The sequence below is a fragment of the Xenorhabdus sp. NBAII XenSa04 genome, from assembly GCF_963866145.1.
Lineage (GTDB): Bacteria > Pseudomonadota > Gammaproteobacteria > Enterobacterales > Enterobacteriaceae > Xenorhabdus > Xenorhabdus indica.
In genome coordinates this window covers 80,995-99,047 of record NZ_CAWMEB010000421.1, presented here as the reverse complement: position 1 = coordinate 99,047, position 18,053 = coordinate 80,995, and the positions used below count along the sequence as shown (strand labels likewise).

Annotated in this window: 15 protein-coding genes, 1 tRNA gene and 2 pseudogenes; 9 read left to right on the top strand and 9 right to left on the bottom strand. The window is 41.9% G+C overall.

Features of this window, described 5'->3' with window-relative positions; genetic code table 11:
• The first annotated feature begins 289 nt into the window (after nucleotides 1-289).
• Nucleotides 290-565 carry a hypothetical protein gene (locus AAC147_RS17440; RefSeq protein ID WP_047678569.1) on the top strand — a complete coding sequence of 92 codons (276 nt, stop codon included), beginning with the start codon at nucleotides 290-292 and terminating at the stop codon, nucleotides 563-565.
• 163 nt (nucleotides 566-728) lie between these two features.
• Here AAC147_RS17440 and AAC147_RS17435 read toward each other — a convergent pair whose 3' ends face one another.
• The 6 genes and pseudogenes from AAC147_RS17435 to AAC147_RS17410 form a co-directional block, all read right to left on the bottom strand.
• Nucleotides 729-1,103, bottom strand: a complete 375-nt coding sequence (locus AAC147_RS17435) for a type II toxin-antitoxin system YafO family toxin (RefSeq protein WP_081988930.1) — start codon at nucleotides 1,101-1,103, stop codon at nucleotides 729-731.
• Nucleotides 1,103-1,711, bottom strand: coding sequence for a hypothetical protein (locus tag AAC147_RS17430; RefSeq protein WP_047678563.1), 609 nt, complete (start codon nucleotides 1,709-1,711; stop codon nucleotides 1,103-1,105). Before AAC147_RS17430 ends, AAC147_RS17435 begins: the two co-directional genes overlap by 1 nt.
• Nucleotides 1,712-1,858: 147 nt before the next feature.
• Nucleotides 1,859-2,206 (bottom strand): hypothetical protein, encoded by a 348-nt coding sequence (locus tag AAC147_RS17425; RefSeq protein ID WP_047678560.1) that lies wholly within the window; start codon nucleotides 2,204-2,206, stop codon nucleotides 1,859-1,861.
• A 416-nt stretch (nucleotides 2,207-2,622) separates the two neighbouring features.
• Nucleotides 2,623-3,776, bottom strand: a pseudogene (locus AAC147_RS17420) (IS3 family transposase).
• Nucleotides 3,777-3,837: 61 nt separating this feature from the next.
• Nucleotides 3,838-4,020, bottom strand: a pseudogene (locus tag AAC147_RS17415) (Arm DNA-binding domain-containing protein); the annotation flags it as partial.
• A gap of 100 nt (nucleotides 4,021-4,120) precedes the next feature.
• Nucleotides 4,121-4,195: transfer RNA gene (locus AAC147_RS17410), tRNA-Arg, on the bottom strand.
• Nucleotides 4,196-4,393: 198 nt separating this feature from the next.
• On the opposite strand from AAC147_RS17410, the gene mlaA reads away from it, so the two are divergent.
• On the top strand, nucleotides 4,394-5,146 hold the full coding sequence (mlaA, locus tag AAC147_RS17405; protein ID WP_047678551.1) for a phospholipid-binding lipoprotein MlaA: 753 nt from the start codon (nucleotides 4,394-4,396) through the stop codon (nucleotides 5,144-5,146).
• A gap of 61 nt (nucleotides 5,147-5,207) precedes the next feature.
• Here mlaA and fadL read toward each other — a convergent pair whose 3' ends face one another.
• Nucleotides 5,208-6,542: a long-chain fatty acid transporter FadL gene (fadL, locus tag AAC147_RS17400; protein ID WP_047678548.1), complete on the bottom strand. Its 1,335-nt coding sequence runs from the start codon at nucleotides 6,540-6,542 to the stop codon at nucleotides 5,208-5,210.
• A gap of 727 nt (nucleotides 6,543-7,269) precedes the next feature.
• On the opposite strand from fadL, the gene fadI reads away from it, so the two are divergent.
• From fadI to sixA, 3 genes are all read left to right on the top strand, one after another.
• Nucleotides 7,270-8,580, top strand: coding sequence for an acetyl-CoA C-acyltransferase FadI (gene fadI, locus AAC147_RS17395; RefSeq protein ID WP_047678545.1), 1,311 nt, complete (start codon nucleotides 7,270-7,272; stop codon nucleotides 8,578-8,580).
• Nucleotides 8,580-10,748, top strand: a complete 2,169-nt coding sequence (fadJ, locus tag AAC147_RS17390; protein WP_047678606.1) for a fatty acid oxidation complex subunit alpha FadJ — start codon at nucleotides 8,580-8,582, stop codon at nucleotides 10,746-10,748. Before fadI ends, fadJ begins: the two co-directional genes overlap by 1 nt.
• Before the next feature lie 301 nt (nucleotides 10,749-11,049).
• A complete protein-coding gene (gene sixA / locus AAC147_RS17385) occupies nucleotides 11,050-11,547 on the top strand; it encodes a phosphohistidine phosphatase SixA (RefSeq protein ID WP_047678543.1) in 498 nt (165 codons plus the stop codon).
• A 38-nt stretch (nucleotides 11,548-11,585) separates the two neighbouring features.
• On the opposite strand, the gene smrB is transcribed toward sixA, so the two are convergent.
• Together smrB and AAC147_RS17375 are read right to left on the bottom strand one after the other, a co-directional pair.
• Nucleotides 11,586-12,128, bottom strand: a complete 543-nt coding sequence (gene smrB / locus AAC147_RS17380; RefSeq protein WP_047678540.1) for an endonuclease SmrB — start codon at nucleotides 12,126-12,128, stop codon at nucleotides 11,586-11,588.
• A gap of 91 nt (nucleotides 12,129-12,219) precedes the next feature.
• Nucleotides 12,220-12,840: a hypothetical protein gene (locus tag AAC147_RS17375; RefSeq protein WP_047678537.1), complete on the bottom strand. Its 621-nt coding sequence runs from the start codon at nucleotides 12,838-12,840 to the stop codon at nucleotides 12,220-12,222.
• A 111-nt stretch (nucleotides 12,841-12,951) separates the two neighbouring features.
• Here AAC147_RS17375 and hutI point away from each other — a divergent pair, with 111 nt between their 5' ends.
• The 4 genes from hutI to hutU all read left to right on the top strand — a co-directional run bounded on the left by hutI (nucleotide 12,952) and on the right by hutU (nucleotide 18,043).
• Nucleotides 12,952-14,217 carry an imidazolonepropionase gene (gene hutI, locus AAC147_RS17370; RefSeq protein ID WP_047678534.1) on the top strand — a complete coding sequence of 422 codons (1,266 nt, stop codon included), beginning with the start codon at nucleotides 12,952-12,954 and terminating at the stop codon, nucleotides 14,215-14,217.
• Nucleotides 14,218-14,280: 63 nt separating this feature from the next.
• Entirely contained in the window at nucleotides 14,281-15,240 is a 960-nt protein-coding gene (gene hutG, locus AAC147_RS17365) for a formimidoylglutamase (RefSeq protein WP_047678532.1), read from the top strand.
• 51 nt (nucleotides 15,241-15,291) lie between these two features.
• Nucleotides 15,292-16,023 carry a histidine utilization repressor gene (gene hutC, locus AAC147_RS17360; protein ID WP_047678529.1) on the top strand — a complete coding sequence of 244 codons (732 nt, stop codon included), beginning with the start codon at nucleotides 15,292-15,294 and terminating at the stop codon, nucleotides 16,021-16,023.
• A gap of 295 nt (nucleotides 16,024-16,318) precedes the next feature.
• Complete coding sequence (gene hutU / locus AAC147_RS17355; RefSeq protein ID WP_197056343.1) at nucleotides 16,319-18,043, top strand: urocanate hydratase; 1,725 nt, start codon at nucleotides 16,319-16,321, stop codon at nucleotides 18,041-18,043.
• The last annotated feature ends 10 nt before the right edge of the window (nucleotides 18,044-18,053 follow it).

Sequence of the window (18,053 nt, the reverse complement as noted above, 5' to 3'; positions counted from 1 at the left end):
AAATAATTCATATAAAAAAAACAGCAGGATACAAAGTTGTGTATAAGAGACAGGCATTAAGCGACCTTGAATTTATTCCGTTATCGGATAGTTTTATCTGGATAATATTTCGGACAAAGATAAGCATTGCTCTGTAGTTAATTCAAATGTCACTATTTTATTTCCCATATGTGACACCTGTATTTCCTTACCTTCACCGCTGTCAGATATGATATTCAGCTCATAAATCGATGGCTTACAAAGTGTAATTCCATCTTCTTTTAAAATTGTCTTATTAACGAGGTTACTCATGGGAATACTCTCCGAGTTAAATAATCTGTTAGATTCGATCCCTTTATGGAAAAGACTTAAATCCGTACCCGATGAAGTAGAGCAGCTAAAACAACGTGTTGCTGAACTTGAAGCCTACATACAGGCGAAACCTGGTGATAAATGCCCTAAATGCGGAATGATGAACTATAGCCTTGATAGAACAGAACCCGATCCTACATTCCACGATTTAGGCGTCCAAAGGGATGTGTATTTGTGTTCAAAATGTGGTTATGAAACATTCAAGCAACGCTAAATTAGAAATCTCCCTTATTTAGGGGGATTTTAGTCATCACAAAAGGCCACGCCATGCGCAGCCTTGAATTTATGGTGTCATGACCATTTTGTTGAGTTCAGCGAAATGCTTGAGTTGTAAACTTAGAGTTGACTACTGGTAGATATGAAAAAGCCCCGCCTGGTTAGCTGTTCTGGAAATCTTCTGCACGCTGGGCGAGTATGCTTTTAAAGGTGGTTCGCGCAATTTCATGCGCATTAGGCGTCATAATGCTTATTATTTGATAGCTGTCAGTATTCAACCAATGCCGGGTGTAAACCAGATAACTATTTGATTTTCTGTCTAGCTGTGGTTTGTTATCTTTCCACGCCCTTTCACCGGGTAGCTTAATATGGATTTTGTAAACATGGGAATCGCAGAGTGAAGCGCAATCTTCCCATTGACCTTCATTACCAAAGACATCTGGAAGAATATGGTTAACCTTCCATTCCCTCAGTAGTTTTAAATAGAAAATAGCAATGTTCTGACGCTCTACGTCAGGATGAATACTGAAAGGCATCAGTGACCAAACACCGATTGAGACAGGCCAATTTTTTTATGTTCAGCTTCAATTAGCTTTCTTGCATCATCAGCAGAAATAAGACCAGTTGTGGCAAGCGTTTTACCCGGCGCTTTCGACTGCTCATAGGCAGCAAGCACATCCTGAAGAGCGAACTCAACACTGGCTACCGCTTTACCAAACTCAATAAGCTGTTTGCGAGAACTGGATACGCCCGATTCGATTTGTTGCTGCCCGGACGAGGTTACTTCGGTAATCGCAATTTTTATAGCCTCTTTAAGCTCAAAAATGAACTGTGTTTGATTTTTCACAGCCTTGATCACCTTAGAGCGAAAGGATGCAGGGTATAAAAGCCCGCCCCCATTTTTCTCACGTAACGCAATCATCTTTTGTAACACGGCGCGCAAATTGGCGGCATCCTCTCTCAAAATGGAAGAGGCTTCCGATATGGGTAAAAAAACAAAACCACTCGGTGCGTTATGAGATACCTGATCACGCTGCTGCATATTTGGAATAACTGGGATGTTTACGCTCTTGGCAGGGACCGGAGCCAGCGAAATACACAGTGCACCAACGAAGGTGGCTATCATCGTTTTAGCGTTGCTCATCTGCCCCTCCTTTATCCGGTATGATGTTGCCGACATTATAGACACAATTCCTTCTTGCAGCAATTGCCAGTGTTCAAACGGAAGGTATCCCCAGAAAACAAAAAACCCCGCTGGAGCGAGGTCTGAAAATAAGTTAATGATATAAAATCAATATCTTATATCTGTTACATATTTATCAACAACTCTAATTGTTATGGTTTTCCCTTGAAGGAAAGCATCATAAACAACCGGATTAAGCACTTGACTTGCTCTTTCCACACGAATGCAGCCTTCAAGATTTCTTTTTTGGTTAACAAACCAATAGTGATTATTTGGAGCCTTACTCATACGAATTATATTTTCAAATTTCCCTAAATACTCTCCATCGGGTATCCATTTTGCACAACTAAATACAGTCTCAGCCGTATTGGTAACCTTATCCTCCGCAGCCATACCCGCTCCGGCAACCAGGGATAAAAACAATCCCGCAAGAATACTTATTTTTTTATTTATCATAACAATCCCCCTTATTTATATGGATTAATCTCAATCAAGCATTGATTAGATATTACCTACACAACATCTGAATATTCCATATTAAAATAAGGACAACGCTGATAACTTAAATCAGATAAAAAGAAAGTTTTAGAGTTTATTAATAATCATCAATGGAATGATAATTATCATAATAAATCTCGTTTTATCTCAAAAACAAAAAACCTCGCACGATGGCGAGACAAAATGTCTGAAGCAATAAACCTGTGATAATACTACGTCACTGTTTCTCACTATTCGAGAAAAACTAATAAGCTGTGTGACATTGCTATCACTCTTATCACAATATACCGACTTTTGTAATTACGCAACTCTATTAACGATTTCTTTTTGTACGCATTTGTCCAGTTCCAGAACCACATCAGAAACTGTTCTGCTCAAGAAAAATCGGACATTTTTACGAAGGCCATTTCATATTCCACAGGAGTTAAATCATTATTAGCCGTGTGTAATCGCGTTAAATTGTAATAATGCAGATAATCCAGCACATCTTTTTTCATCTCCGCCTGATTTTCATGATGAATTTTGAAGAGCCAATCAGGCTTTAAACTGCCAAAGAAACGTTCAACGACTGCATTATCCCAACAGGCCCCCACATCCCCCTGACTCGCTCTCATATCATAACTGTCGAGCAGATTCCGAGATGGCTGGCTTGTATATTGGCTGCCTCTATCACTGTGAAAAACACAGCCTTTTGACGGCTGGCGTAAGTGATACGCTTTCGTTAAGGCCTGACTGATCAGGGTCGTATCTATCTCCGTTGACATCTGCCATCCCACGATCCGCCGCGAGTATAAATCCATCACGATGGCCAGGTATAACCAGCCTTCAGGCGTTTTGAGATAGGTAATATCGCCTGCCCAGACTTCATTCGGGGCCAACGGATTAAAGTTCCGGTTAAGCAGGTTACAGGACGTTGATACAGCTTTCCCTTTGCGTGGAGCCCGGTAGCTTTTACGCTGCCTGACGGATAAGCCGAGCTGTTTCATCAGCTTTCGGGTCCGATAATCACTGATAGTAAAGCCTTCTTTGCGTAATTTTTTCGCCAACATCCGATAGCCTAAGCTTTCCCGGCTTTCTTTAAACAGCGCGGTGGCTTTTTGGTGCAATGCGCGTTGCTCATCGGAAAGCAGCCGAACGGGTTTTGCCTGCCAGGCATAAAACGTGGAATGACTGACTTTCATCACGCGACATCACTGGCAAATGGGAAATTGCTCTGCATGTTCTTTGATGAACCAACACCTTACAGCAGTTCTCTCGCAAAGAAGGCGCTCGCCTTTTTTAAGATCTCTTTCTCCATTTTTAGCTGTTTGTTTTCTTTACGAAGCTGCGATAACTCCTGTCGCTCCTCAGTGGTTAACGCTCCGGGTTTGGCTTGCTCCACAGCCTGCTTTCGCCATGTATACAGGAGTTTTGTTGAGATACCCAAAGTTTCAGCCGCCAGTGGGACGGTATAACCCTGTTCAACAACCAGATTGACAGCTTCTCTTTTAAAGTTATCAGTAAATTTTTGGGGCGATTTTCGTTTCATAAAGACACCTTAATTACATTCTATTCCTTTACCAAAATGTCCGAATTTATTAAAGCACAACAGCCTCGGTGAGCGTTACTACCGGATAAACACCTAACGAGATCATTTTAGTTTTACCCGCGAATTGATAACGGTATCGCCAGCCTTTAGAACCATTGGTATCAATTAACAAAGATAGCCCGTTGCCATCCGCCAATGTATAGGGAATTTCTATACAAAAAACTATACAACAAATTGTAGAGATTTAGGAAGACGGTTGTAGACTTCGAGGGATTAGAGTTTCCCGCTATAGCTTTATTTTTATGGGGGTTGGAGGCTTTGGTAGACGTTGAGAGAGATTTGTTTGGCGCCCCCTGCAGGAATCGAACCTACAATTAGCCCTTAGGAGGGGCTTGTTATATCCATTTAACTAAGAGGGCGAATAAAACAGGGCGTAGTATATCTCTTTTTCTTTCCTGAGATAAGATATAACGAACTGTTTGCCTATATAATCACCAATTATTTTGATTACCATTAAAGAAAAATTGGCAGTATATTTAACATATTGGCGGCTATTGGCTGAAAGGCATAATGCTCGAAAACGGGCAATGGCAAAAAGTAATCATATGGAGAACAATATGAAGTATCGTCTGAGCGGGGTTGCTCTTACTGCTGTGCTACTGGTGGGATGCGCGAGTTCATCGAATACGAATGAACAAAGGCGCTCTGATCCGCTGGAAGGGTTTAACCGTACCATGTTCAACTTTAACTATAATGTTCTCGACCCTTATGTACTAAGGCCTGTCGCAGTAGTCTGGCGTGATTATGTGCCAATGCCTGCACGAAACGGTATTGGTAATTTCATGAGCAACCTTGAAGAACCTGCCAGTATGGTTAATAGCTTTCTACGTGGAGATATCAATGAAGGTGCGAAGCACTTTAATCGGTTCTTTTTGAATACTATTTTGGGTATGGGAGGGCTTATTGATGTTGCTTCAATGGCGAACCCTAAACTGGCAAAACAGGATCCAATGCGTTTTGGTAGTACGCTAGGATACTATAATGTCGGTTATGGCCCTTATGTTGTTTTACCGGGTTATGGCAGTTTTACCACCCGTGATGAGGGGGGAAATTTAGCAGACATGACTTACCCTGTTTTAAGTTATCTCACGCCTTGGATGTCTGTAGGTAAATGGGTATTTCAAGGCATTGAAACCCGGGCGCGTTTATTGGATTCAGACGGCTTGATGAAAAATTCCTCTGATCCGTATCTGATGATGCGTGAGGCTTATTTCCAGCGCCACGATTTTCTGGCTAATGGCGGGAAGCTGACACCAGAAGAAAATCCAAATGCTGCTGCTATTCAGGATGAGCTAGATTCTATCGACTAATTTTATAAAGAAATTAAAAAAGGATAGCTCAGGCTATCCTTTTTTAGATCATGGAAGATGATTAGAATGTGTAGTTAAGGCCTACACCGAACAGCCATGCAGTTCCTTTTGAATCGAATTCATATGGTGCACTGAAAGGTCCTTGTTGAGCTTCTTTTGGTAATTTTTCACTCACATGGACTTTTTTGCCACGCATGTAGGAAACACCAACATCGACAGAAGCATCTTTATTAAATGCGTAAGTGGTTCCCGCACTTAGCCAGAAGCGATTTTGGTCTGGGATAGAAATAGAACGATTCTGTGCTGGTACAGGACTTTCATCGAAAGCGATACCGGTACGGAAAGTCCAGTTATCGTCATGATAATAAGTTGTTCCTAGTGAAATACGGTAGGCATTACGGAATCCTTCGTGTTTTTCGAATAGATCATTGCCCTTACCGTTTTTAGGTTTACCCCTCAATTCTTTAAATTCGTTCCAGCCTGTATAGAGGAAGCTATAGTGGATTGCCCATTGAGGTGCTACACGGTTGTAACCGGAGATTTCCCACATATCAGGTAGGTTCAGATCTAACGTTCCTTTAACTGTATTGCCACCTAGCCCATCTGGTAGTAGTACAGGTTTGTCGTTGCTGTAATCACCATTTTTAAACTTTACTTTGACTTTCGAGCGATAAGTCAAACTATAACGATTGTTTTCATCAAACTGGTACAGAAGGCCCGCATTCCAGCCATAACCCCAATCTTTGCCTTCCAAACGAGCTGCTTCTGCGGTTGCAGGAATGTTAATATTAAGTTTTGGTAGTAACTGTTTATATTTCAGTGTTAATGCTGGCCCTAATTCACCCATATGGCGAATAATTTCAGCATCAGCATAAACTGCATTCACACCTAAACCAAAACTGAACTGATCATTCAGTTTATATGCACCGCTTAGATTAAAGTTTACAGTTTTGAGTGAGGTTTTGCCGCCAATTGAGCCTGCTGCATAGTTATTGCTGAAATTTGTGCCTAAGCCAAAGTTACTCGTGGCTGATGCGCCAACAAACCATTGCTCAGTGATTGGGGTAATAAAATGCAGGTTTGGTATCGGAGCATTTGGTGCAATATTTTTTGCATCAGTGCTGTGTTTAAGCGGGGACTGGCCCGTGATATCAACGCTTGGTTTGACGTAAATAAGGCCGCCAGAAAATGATGGACGCTCAAATAGGGTCATGGCTGCAGGGTTGCGGCTACCTTCAGAAGCATCTTCTGCAACGACACCTGCTCCAGAAAATGCCCGACCTAGTCCTGATGATGAATACTCATTCAATTGAAAACCGGCAGCACTAGCATTAGATGAAATAATTGCAACCGCCACTGCTAATGCTGAACGTGTAAATAGGTTTTTCTGGTTCATAACCAAAACCTCATTGTTTAATTATTATTTAACATGCTACTCAATGTAGCTGAGAGCGCGGAATTGTAGAGTCAGTTTATCATAATGACAAATCAGACCAGTGCGGGAAGTATAGGCCCGATATCATAATGTGTTGCAAGAATGTTTTTAAAATATGACGAAATTGATTACAAAAATGGGACTTGCTTAACAAAAAAGAGACCACCCAGATTGATAAATTGTAAATAAAAAGCCGTTAATGTGCTGAGATCAATAAATAGTGAGATAAATGATATTAAACAGTGTAATTAAACGTTGTAGTGCGCAGAAGAAACTGCCGTTTGGTCTGTTGTTGTGTTGATGATGGATTGCAACTGACAGTAGTTCTTACGCGTAATTACGCTTAGTTGTCAGGCAGAAGCAATGATATTCCAGTTAGGATTGCGTTAATTCTTTCTTGAGTCAAGGTTTTGGGCAACTGTTTTCCACTGTAGTCTAAGGCAGTGGAAAAACTGACTCTCATCCGTGGTAATCAATGATTATTTCTTTATCTTTTTCTCGCATGCTATCTGTTCAAGTTGTGTAGATTGTAAATATATTAAAGTTGCGCTTGCTCGCATTTTTAGTTTATTCCTGTTTGCTATTCTCCAGCATTGCGTTAACAATGCTCCATCAGGTCTGACCTCTTATGGGGTGAGTAAATATTTTTAATCAATTGATTTAGTTAATGATTATTTCAGGAGTTGCTATGAGTCGTTCTTCAACAAAAGTGGCACAACAAAAGGGACGAGTGGCTATTGTCAGTGGGTTGCGTCTTCCTTTTGCGAAACAGGCGACTAACTACCACGGTATTCCGGCTGTTGATCTAGGAAAAGCGGTTGTCAGTGAGTTGGTCATCAGAAGTGGGCTGTCACCAGAGAAGATCGATCAATTAGTTTTTGGGCAAGTTGTTCAAATGCCGGAAGCACCAAATATTGCAAGGGAAATTGTATTAGGTGCTGGCTTAAGTGTTAGTACAGATGCATATAGCGTTTCCCGGGCCTGTGCAACCAGCTTTCAGGCAATCGCGAATGTAGCAGATAGCATTATGGCTGGGACAGTGAATGTGGGGATCGCGGGTGGTGCTGATTCTTCTTCAGTCTTGCCAATCGGGGTAACCAAATCATTGGCTCGCACGCTGGTTGATATGAACAAAGCGAAGAGTTTGTCGCAACGCCTTAAATTACTTAGTAAATTGAAGTTAAAAGATTTACTGCCAGTATCACCCGCTGTTGCTGAATACTCAACGGGGTTACGAATGGGAGATACGGCAGAGCAAATGGCAAAAACCTATCATATCAGTCGTAAAGAGCAGGACGAATTGGCTCACCGTTCTCATGTATTGGCTGCTAAAGCCTGGGAACATGGATTATTGCGTAATGAAGTGATATCAGCACATTTCCCACCGTACCATGAATCTCTGCTGGAAGATAATAATATCCGAAAAAATTCAGAACTCACCTCTTACGCTAAGTTGCGCCCTGCTTTTGACCGCAAACATGGTTCAGTGACTGCTGCCAATAGTACACCGCTGACGGATGGTGCGGCGGCGGTTATTTTGATGAGTGAATCTGCGGCTAAAGAACTTGGTATGACTCCGTTAGGTTATTTACGCAGTTATGCCTTCTCAGCCATTGATGTTTGGCAGGATATGCTATTGGGGCCATCTTATGCGACGCCGTTAGCGTTGGACAGAGCGGGTATTACTTTAAATGAACTTTCGCTCATAGATATGCATGAAGCATTTGCTGCTCAAACCCTTACGAATTTAAAAATGTTTGCCAGTGAAAAGTTTGCCCGCGAGAAATTAGGGCGCTCTCAGGCAATTGGCGAAGTGGATATGGATAAATTCAATGTATTGGGCGGTTCAATTGCTTATGGTCATCCGTTTGCTGCGACTGGAGCCAGAATGGTGACTCAGACACTGAATGAGTTGCGCCGTCGTGGTGGTGGGCTTGGATTGACAACAGCTTGTGCTGCCGGTGGATTGGGTGCAGCGATGGTATTGGAGGTAGAATGATGGCTCAGGCTGAAAAAGAAATAATTATGTCAGAGACACAATCAGTTTTCAGTTTTTCTATCAGAGATGACAAGATTGGTGTCATTACGATTGATGTCCCAGGTGAGAAGGTCAACACGCTGAAAGCGGAGTTTGTTGAACAATTTTTGACAGTTTTTGAGAAGGCACAACAAGTTTCCGGCTTAAAAGGTTTGGTAATTGTATCCGGCAAACCCGATACATTTATCGCTGGCGCAGATATCACTATGATCGCAGGCTGCCAAACCCAACAAGAAGCAACAAAATTGGCTGAAAAAGGTCAGGAATTGTTTGCCCGGATTGCCAATTATTCTTTACCGATTGTTGCCGCCATTCATGGTGCATGTCTGGGGGGCGGGCTGGAGTTAGCATTAGCCTGCCATGCACGTGTTTGTTCTCTGGATGATAAGACGCGTCTTGGTTTACCGGAAGTGCAGCTTGGGTTATTACCCGGTTCGGGGGGAACTCAGCGATTACCTCGTCTGATAGGTGTCAGCTCTGCTCTGGATATGATGCTGACAGGCCGCCAACTGAAGGCAAATCAGGCAAAACGCCTGGGCGTTGTAGATGATGCGGTTCCTTTGGATATTTTGCTGGATGTCGCTGTTCAATATGTCAAAAAAGGAATAATTAAGCGTAAGTCGTTAGCATGGACACAGCGTCTGTTGGCAAGTGCCTTGGGCAGGCCACTGTTGTTTCGGATGGTTCAACAAAAAACACAAGCAAAAACTCATGGTCATTATCCGGCACCAGAGCGGATTATTGATGTCGTTCGTACCGGACTGGAAAAAGGGCAAAAGACGGGTTTTCAGGCGGAAGCCAAAGCATTTGGTGAACTGGCTATGTCGCCAGAATCGGAAGCATTGCGCAGTCTGTTTTTCGCTGCTACCTCATTAAAAAACGAAACGGGTTCTTCAGAACAGCCAGCTAAGATCAAACATGTGGGGATTTTGGGTGGTGGTTTGATGGGGGGCGGAATTGCCAACGTTACTGTCACTCGCGGTAATTTGCCTGTTCGTATCAAAGATATTAATGAAAAAGGTATCAATCAGGCGCTTAAATATACATGGGATCTGCTTTCTAAACGAGTCAAACAACGGCGTTTGAAACCGTCGGAGTGTTCCCGTCAAATGTCTCTGCTTTCCGGGGCAACTGATTATATCGGCTTTAAACAAGCTGATATCGTAGTGGAAGCCGTGTTTGAAGATCTGGTATTGAAACGTAAAATGGTTTCAGAAATTGAGGCACATACAAAACCGGAAACTATTTTCGCCTCCAACACTTCTTCATTGCCAATTCACCAAATTGCAGAAGTTGCTAAACGTCCGGAGCAAGTTATCGGTCTCCACTATTTCAGTCCGGTTGATAAAATGCCGTTGGTGGAAGTGATCCCGCATGCAGGAACCAGTGAAAAAACAATTGCGACGGCGGTAGCGCTGGCGAAAAAACAGGGTAAAACAGCGATTGTTGTTGGTGATAAAGCAGGGTTCTATGTTAACCGAATTTTGTCTCCTTATATCAATGAAGCGGGTTATTGTTTAGTAGAAGGTGAACCTGTTAACCATATCGATAAAGCGTTGGTGGATTTTGGTTTCCCGATTGGGCCAATCAATTTGCTGGATGAAGTCGGTATTGATGTTGGAACAAAAATAATTCCTGTCCTGATAGAGCAATTAGGTAGCCGATTTACTCCACCGGCAATTCTGGATGCAGTATTGAATGACAACCGTAAAGGCAAGAAAAACGGTCGTGGTTTTTATTCCTACGAGGTCAAAAAAAGTAGATTCTGGTCATTCAGAAAAAGCAGCAAAGAGGTTGACTCTTCCATCTATTCTTTGTTGAAAATTAAGCCTAACGCCAAGATATCTCCATCAGACATTGCTCAGCGTTGTTTAATGCCGATGTTAAATGAAGCTGTTCGCTGTTTGGATGAAGGTATCATCCGAAGCCCCCGTGATGGCGATATTGGCGCAGTATTTGGTATCGGCTTCCCGCCATTCCTGGGAGGGCCATTTCGTTATATGGATAAACTAGGTAGTAATAACGTTGTGAAAATTTTACGCCGCCTGGAGCAACAACATGGAGAAAGATTTGCACCTTGTGAACGCCTGGTTCAAATGGCTGAACAGAATGAAAAATTCTATGAATAATTTATAGTTTTTGTGGAATAAATTATATCGGCTCTTTCAGTTCAAGAGCCGATTTTTTATGCCAAATGATTTCTGATTCTTATAATATTTTTTACTTGTTGAGTAAATGAAATAATAATAACCAAACAAGATATATATAATTCGTCTTTAGTGATTTTATTTGTTTTTATTTTGAGGCAGAATGCTTATCAATCCTAATTGATGTCCTTCTGTTAAAGTGTATATCAATAATATGGTTTTATTTTCATATAATTAATTACCTAAAAGCGGTGTAATTTAAAATTTAACTCAACGGTGAATTATGTTCGTTTTTATTATGCGTCACGGTGATGCCGCTTTCGACTCAATCAGCGATGCAATGCGAGAATTAACACCACGTGGTTGTCAGGAATCACAAAAAATGGCTCTTTGGCTTGCGCAACAGTTGCCTGATATCGATTGTGTCTTAGTCAGTCCTTATATCCGGGCAGGGCAGACTCTGAAAGTCGTTCGTGAGAGCTTGACATTGCCTGATAGTGAGGAGGTGTTAGAGGAGTTAACACCATCGGGTGATGCGGCACTGGTAGCGAGCTACTTACAAGTTTTGGCAATTCAGGGAAAAAAAGCAGTATTGTTAGTTTCCCATTTACCTTTGGTTGGTTATTTAGTATCTGAACTTTGCCCTGTACAAACTCCGCCTATGTTTACAACATCCGGTATTGCTTGTGTGGAGTGGGATCACCAGACAGCGAAAGGCTGCCTATTATGGCAAACCTCTCCAGCACACTTAGTGACAAACAATATTAGTGATAAGCAATAAATGACAAAAGCCTGGTTGATCAAAGGCAGAGTTCACATTTAGCGCTGTATAAACTCATCCTGTTCTACCAAAATGAGCAATGCAGCGTTTCCTCCCCACTCTTTGGGAGCTTGATGAAAAGCAATGATATCGGGATGTTGAGCGAGCCATAATGGTGTTTGTTGCTTAAGAATATGTTTGCCGTGACCATGCATAATACAGGCACAATAGACGTTTTCACGGCGGCAGGCGGCTATCAAAGCCCCAATTTCTTGTTTAGCCTGCAACTGAGTTAATCCGTGCAAATCCAGAAAAAATTCAGGGGGATAATCTCCTCGCCGTAATTTCTTCAGCTCATAATGATTGGCACCTTCACGTACATAACGGGTCGGGCCTTCCATATCGAGATTGGGCTGGAACTCATCAGAAAAATAGTAACTGGCATCGACCTGTTCTTGCATCAGACGCTCAGGAGCAATCTGGCCGATTTTTTTTCTTCTGGGGGAATGTAAGACTTTATCTTGAGCAATACGACGGGTTCCTGCAACAGACGTTCTAAATAGGCTGATGTCTTCTTCACTTAATGTTATTTTCTTCTTCATTACATACTAATTTTATTAACAACTTTTGGTCAGTGTACCTGATTTTCTATCATTTTGCTTAAATGCTATTACATAATATAACCATGTATATTTAGTGGTTATTTGTTGTTTTCTTCAAAATGGCTTGCCAATGTTTTAATCTTTTTTGAAGAGCTTGTAGAACATGTTTCTTTTCTCTGGTGCTGGGGAAAAAACTATTGATCGTATTTTGATCGTGCTTTTCCCAGAGCGCAGGATTTTGGGTTAATCTTTCGTACCACATTGGTTTATTGATATGAATGTCGTTTTTGAAATCAGAAGGCAGGGCGAAAAGAAAGTTATCCATAGAATTTTTAGCCAAATGACTTGAAGGGTATTCTTTTAAGATAATGAGCTTATTTAAAAAAATATTGTTTAAGTGGTATTGCCATTCTTCCCTTTTGCCAAAAAAGGGTTCTATTGTTTTGTAGAACAATTCAGAATTCTTGAACTGTGTGATAGTAGGATCAATTATAATTCTCTGGCTTTGATGGTAAGCTTCAATAACAAGATGAGTCGTAGGGCAACTATCGTCCACGCCGCGCCAGATGAATACGCCAATTGCCCGATGGGGTATATGTACTCGATGAAGATATTCACTGACATAATCGGCACATCTAAAACAGGCTGCTTTAGGTGATTTAATAAGATCTAATATATTTTTATCATTAAGAATTTCATCCAAAAAATTCACAATTGCTCCTTGATTCATAAAATGGATTGACAAAATTTTTTGGTTATAAAATAAATGTATATACAACATACGGGCTGATATTGACAAGAAAAAAGTAACGGAGAGAAACTAATGTCAATTGGACTGAAAGATAGCGATATTATTTGGCGTAATGCCAGACTTGCCACAATGAACCCTATAATCAGCAACATAGATGGCAAACACAATTATGGTATGCTGGAACGACATGATTTGATCATACGGGATGAAAAAATTCTGGCGATTTTACCAACAGAAAGTGTGCCAGCTAATCGTTGTAAGGTGATTGATGCAGAGCAACGATTAATCACTCCCGGCCTGATAGATTGCCATACACACTTGGTTTTTGGTGGCAATCGGGCATCGGAATGGGAACAGCGTTTGAATGGCGCTTCTTATGAAGAAATCAGTGCTAAAGGTGGTGGAATTAATGCTACAGTCAATGCAACCAGACAAAGTTCAGCCCAACAATTGGAAATTGCCGCTCAAAAGCGACTTAATGCTTTAATATCTGAAGGTGTAACGACAATTGAGATGAAATCGGGTTATGGATTAGATCTGAAAAATGAAGAAAAACAACTGAAAGTTATTCAAACACTAAAGCAAAAGAACTCCGTTGAAATCAGTCCGACTTTACTCTCAGCTCATGCAGTTCCTTCTGAATATAAACATAATCCTGATGCTTATATCGATTTAGTTTGCGATACCATTCTTCCTGCTCTTTGGCAAAAGCAGTTATTTGAGTCTGTAGATGTTTTTTGTGAAACCGTTGGATTTAGTCTCCAACAAACTAAACGGGTCTTTGACGCAGCCAAAAAACTCAATATTCCCATCAAGGGCCATGTAGAGCAGCTTTCTAATTTAGGCGGCTCTGAATTAGTGGCAGATTATCAAGGATTATCCGTTGATCATATTGAATATCTGGATGAAAGAGGCGTTGAAACGATCAGCCGCAGTGGAACTGTCGCCGTATTATTGCCGGGAGCATTTTATTTTCTGAGAGAGACTAAACGCCCTCCTATTGCTTTATTGCGTCAATATCGTGTACCGATGGCCATTTCGACGGATTTTAATCCGGGAACCAGCCCTTTTACATCTTTGCGTATGATGATGAATATGGCCTGTGTCCAGTTTGGTTTAACACCAGAAGAGGTATGGCAGGGAGTGACTATCCATGCGGCACGTGCATTAGGGCGGGCAGATAGCCACGGTCAATTAACTGCAGGTTATATGGCTGATTTTGTTGTCTGGGATGCTCAGGAACCCGTTGATATATTGTATGAACTTGGACATAACCCATTAGTTTACCGTGTTTATCGTGGAACAATCACGCATAGCTCTATACATCGTGATTCATAAACAGTATCACTTAGAAAACAATACATTGTCTAGAGAACAATAAATAATAGTGAGGGATATAACATGAAATTATGGCATCCGACATCAGAAAACATTTGGCAAGGACGGAATGATCTCGCGGAAGCAAATAACGCATTACGGATATTCCAGACGATAAAACAACCCACCCGTTTCTCTCCAGAACAATTTCCGCATCATATTGCATTATTGGGATTTGAATGTGATGAAGGGGTAAAACTTAACCAAGGGCGACCGGGAGCTAAATTAGGGCCTGAATATCTGCGCCAGTCATTGGCAAATATGGCGAGTCATGATGGGCATGAATGGCTAGTGGATTTGGGTAATATCCAGGCTCATAGCGGACAATTAAGTGAAGCCCAGAGCGCTCTGAGTGATGCTGTCTATGAGTGTCAGAATCAGAAAATGCGGACGTTAATTTTTGGAGGCGGACATGAAACGGCATTTGCTCATGGCATGGGGATTTATCGTGCGTTTCCAACTCAACGGGTAGGGATTATTAACTTTGATGCGCATCTTGATCTGCGGAATGCGCCACAACCCACATCGGGAACCCCGTTTCGTCAGCTTGCTGATTATTGTCATCAGCAACAACGTCCATTTAATTACACTTGTATAGGTGCCAGTCTGGCCTCAAATACGCAGGCTTTATTAGACGAAGCTAATCACCTTGATGTCACAATTATTTGGGATACTCAATGTATTGACTCCATGTTGGATAAGGTACAGCAACAAATACAAGATATTATTAATCAGGTTGAAATCATATACATGACTATTGATTTGGATGTGTTGCCAATCTGGCAAATGCCATCAGTATCGGCTCCGGCTGCGTTGGGTGTTCCATTAGAGCGCTTATTATCATTGATTCAACCCATTTGTCAGAGTAAGAAATTGCAGGCTATTGATTTAGTTGAGCTTAATCCATTGTATGATATTCAGGGTATGGGCGGTAAAGCAGCGGCCCGTCTTGCATGGCAATTAGTGCATTGGTGGAATGGATAATTCATGAAATAAATAATTCTTAAAATAGACAGGAGTAAGAAGGAATTTATTGTGACCATTGATTTATCAGATAAAGCGGCTAAGCCTGTGCCTCTGTACGCAAAAGTTAAACAAGCCATTGTTGAAAAAATCTATACAGGGGAGTGGAAACCGCATGATAGGGTTCCTTCGGAATCTGAATTAGTTAAACAATTTAACTGTAGTCGTATGACAGCAAACAGGGCATTGCGGGAGCTGACAGCAGAAGGGTTTCTGTTCCGTTTGCAGGGGGTGGGTTCATTTGTTGCAGAGCCTAAAGGACAATCTGCCTTATTTGAAATACACAGTATTGCTGCTGAAATTGAGGCTCGTTCCCACCGACACAGTTGCAAGGTACTGAAACTTGCAGAAGTGATGGCTAATATGACTCAGGCCGCAGAGTTGGCAATCGAGATTGGCACACTTATTTATCATTCAATTATTGTTCATTATGAAAATGATATTCCTGTACAAATTGAAGACCGTTATGTTAATGCGTTGGCGGTGCCAGAGTATCTGCGGCAGGATTTCAGTCAGCAAACTGCTCATGATTATTTATCGATAGTCGCTCCTCTTACGGAAGGAGAGCACATTGTAGAAGCGGTTGCAGGTGATGCTCGCTCTTGCCGTTTGCTGCAAATAGAAGAAAACACGCCCTGTTTGTTGATCAGCCGACGAACCTGGTCGAAAGAGCATATTGTTTCCAGTGCTAAGTTATTATTTCCTGGTAACCGTTATAAACTGAAAGGGTGTTTTAGTTCGTGATTCTGAGCTTATGATTTGGTTAAAACATCTCCTCTTTGCTTTATGCATAGAGGAGAAAAGAAAGAAGACCGTTGTAACAATAATGTAAATAATATGTGATATAAAACACAAAACCAGCAAAAATATGCTTCTGCCAGCCTGAAAATAAATCATTATCATCTTATTGATCTTCCTAATAAAAGAAATCACACAAAATTATTGACTTTATCTTCGTCACATTTTTGCCTATTGAATATACATGTATATACAACTATACAGTTAATAAATTTTCATAAAGGTGAAAAAGGAAAAAACCGTGACAATGCAAAATAATAAATTCAGTAACGCGGTCATTCGTGCTCCCAGAGGAACGCAACTCACAGCAAAAAGTTGGTTAACGGAAGCACCGCTCCGTATGTTGATGAATAATCTTGATCCTGACGTAGCAGAAAATCCTCATGAGCTGGTGGTTTATGGTGGAATTGGTCGTGCAGCCAGAAATTGGCAATGTTATGAAAAAATCGTTGAGACTCTGAAAAATCTGGAGAATAACGAAACATTACTGGTGCAATCAGGTAAGCCTGTCGGGGTTTTCAAAACCCATGAGAATGCGCCTCGTGTATTGATAGCAAACTCAAATTTGGTTCCACATTGGGCAACGTGGGAACACTTTAATGAACTGGATGCCAAAGGGTTAGCAATGTATGGCCAGATGACAGCCGGTAGCTGGATATACATCGGTAGTCAAGGGATTGTACAAGGCACTTATGAGACATTTGTTGAAGCCGGGCGCCAGCATTATAACGGTAATCTGACAGGTCGTTGGGTATTGACTGCCGGTTTAGGTGGCATGGGTGGTGCACAACCTTTGGCAGCAACGTTGGCGGGGGCGTCATCACTCAATATTGAATGTCAGCAAAGCCGTATTGATTTTCGTCTGCGTACTAAATATGTGGATGAGCAAGCAACTGATTTGGATGACGCACTGGCACGTATTAGGCGTTACACCGAGGAAGGTAAAGCGGTATCGATAGCACTGTGCGGTAACGCAGCAGAAATTTTACCGGAGTTAGTTCGCCGCGGTGTTCGTCCTGATATGGTAACAGACCAAACCAGCGCCCATGATCCATTACATGGTTATCTGCCAGCGGGTTGGACATGGGAAGAATATTGTCGCCGTGCCGAAACAGAGTCAGAAGTGGTGATTCAGGCTGCGAGAGCCTCAATGGCAGTACATGTTGAAGCGATGTTGGCTTTCCAGAAACAGGGGATTCCCACTTTTGATTACGGCAATAATATCCGACAAATGGCAAAAGAAATGGGTATTGAACATGCTTTTGATTTCCCCGGTTTTGTGCCTGCTTATATTCGTCCACTCTTTTGTCGCGGGATTGGGCCTTTCCGTTGGGCTGCTCTTTCCGGTGATCCTGAAGATATCTACAAAACCGATGCCAAAGTAAAAGAACTGTTGCCAGATGATACCCACTTGCATCGTTGGCTGGATATGGCACGGGAACGTATTAGCTTCCAGGGCTTGCCTGCCCGCATTTGTTGGGTAGGTCTGGGAGATCGGGCTAAGTTGGGCTTGGCATTTAATGAAATGGTACGTAATGGCGAACTTTCAGCACCAATCGTGATTGGACGTGATCATCTGGATTCAGGTTCAGTGGCAAGCCCTAACCGTGAAACGGAATCAATGAAAGATGGTTCTGATGCTGTTTCTGACTGGCCATTACTCAATGCGCTATTAAATACAGCCAGTGGTGCAACTTGGGTATCTCTGCACCACGGTGGTGGTGTTGGCATGGGATTTTCTCAACATTCAGGCATGGTCATTGTTTGTGATGGTTCGGATGACGCAGCAGAACGTATTGCCCGGGTACTGCACAATGATCCAGCGACGGGTGTCATGCGTCATGCTGATGCGGGTTATGAACTGGCGGTTCAATGTGCAAAAGAGCAGGGATTGAATCTACCCATGCTGAATACACAAGCAGTAGAAGGCTCATCATTTGAAACAAAAGCAGCAGAAATAAAATAAGGAGCGTTAT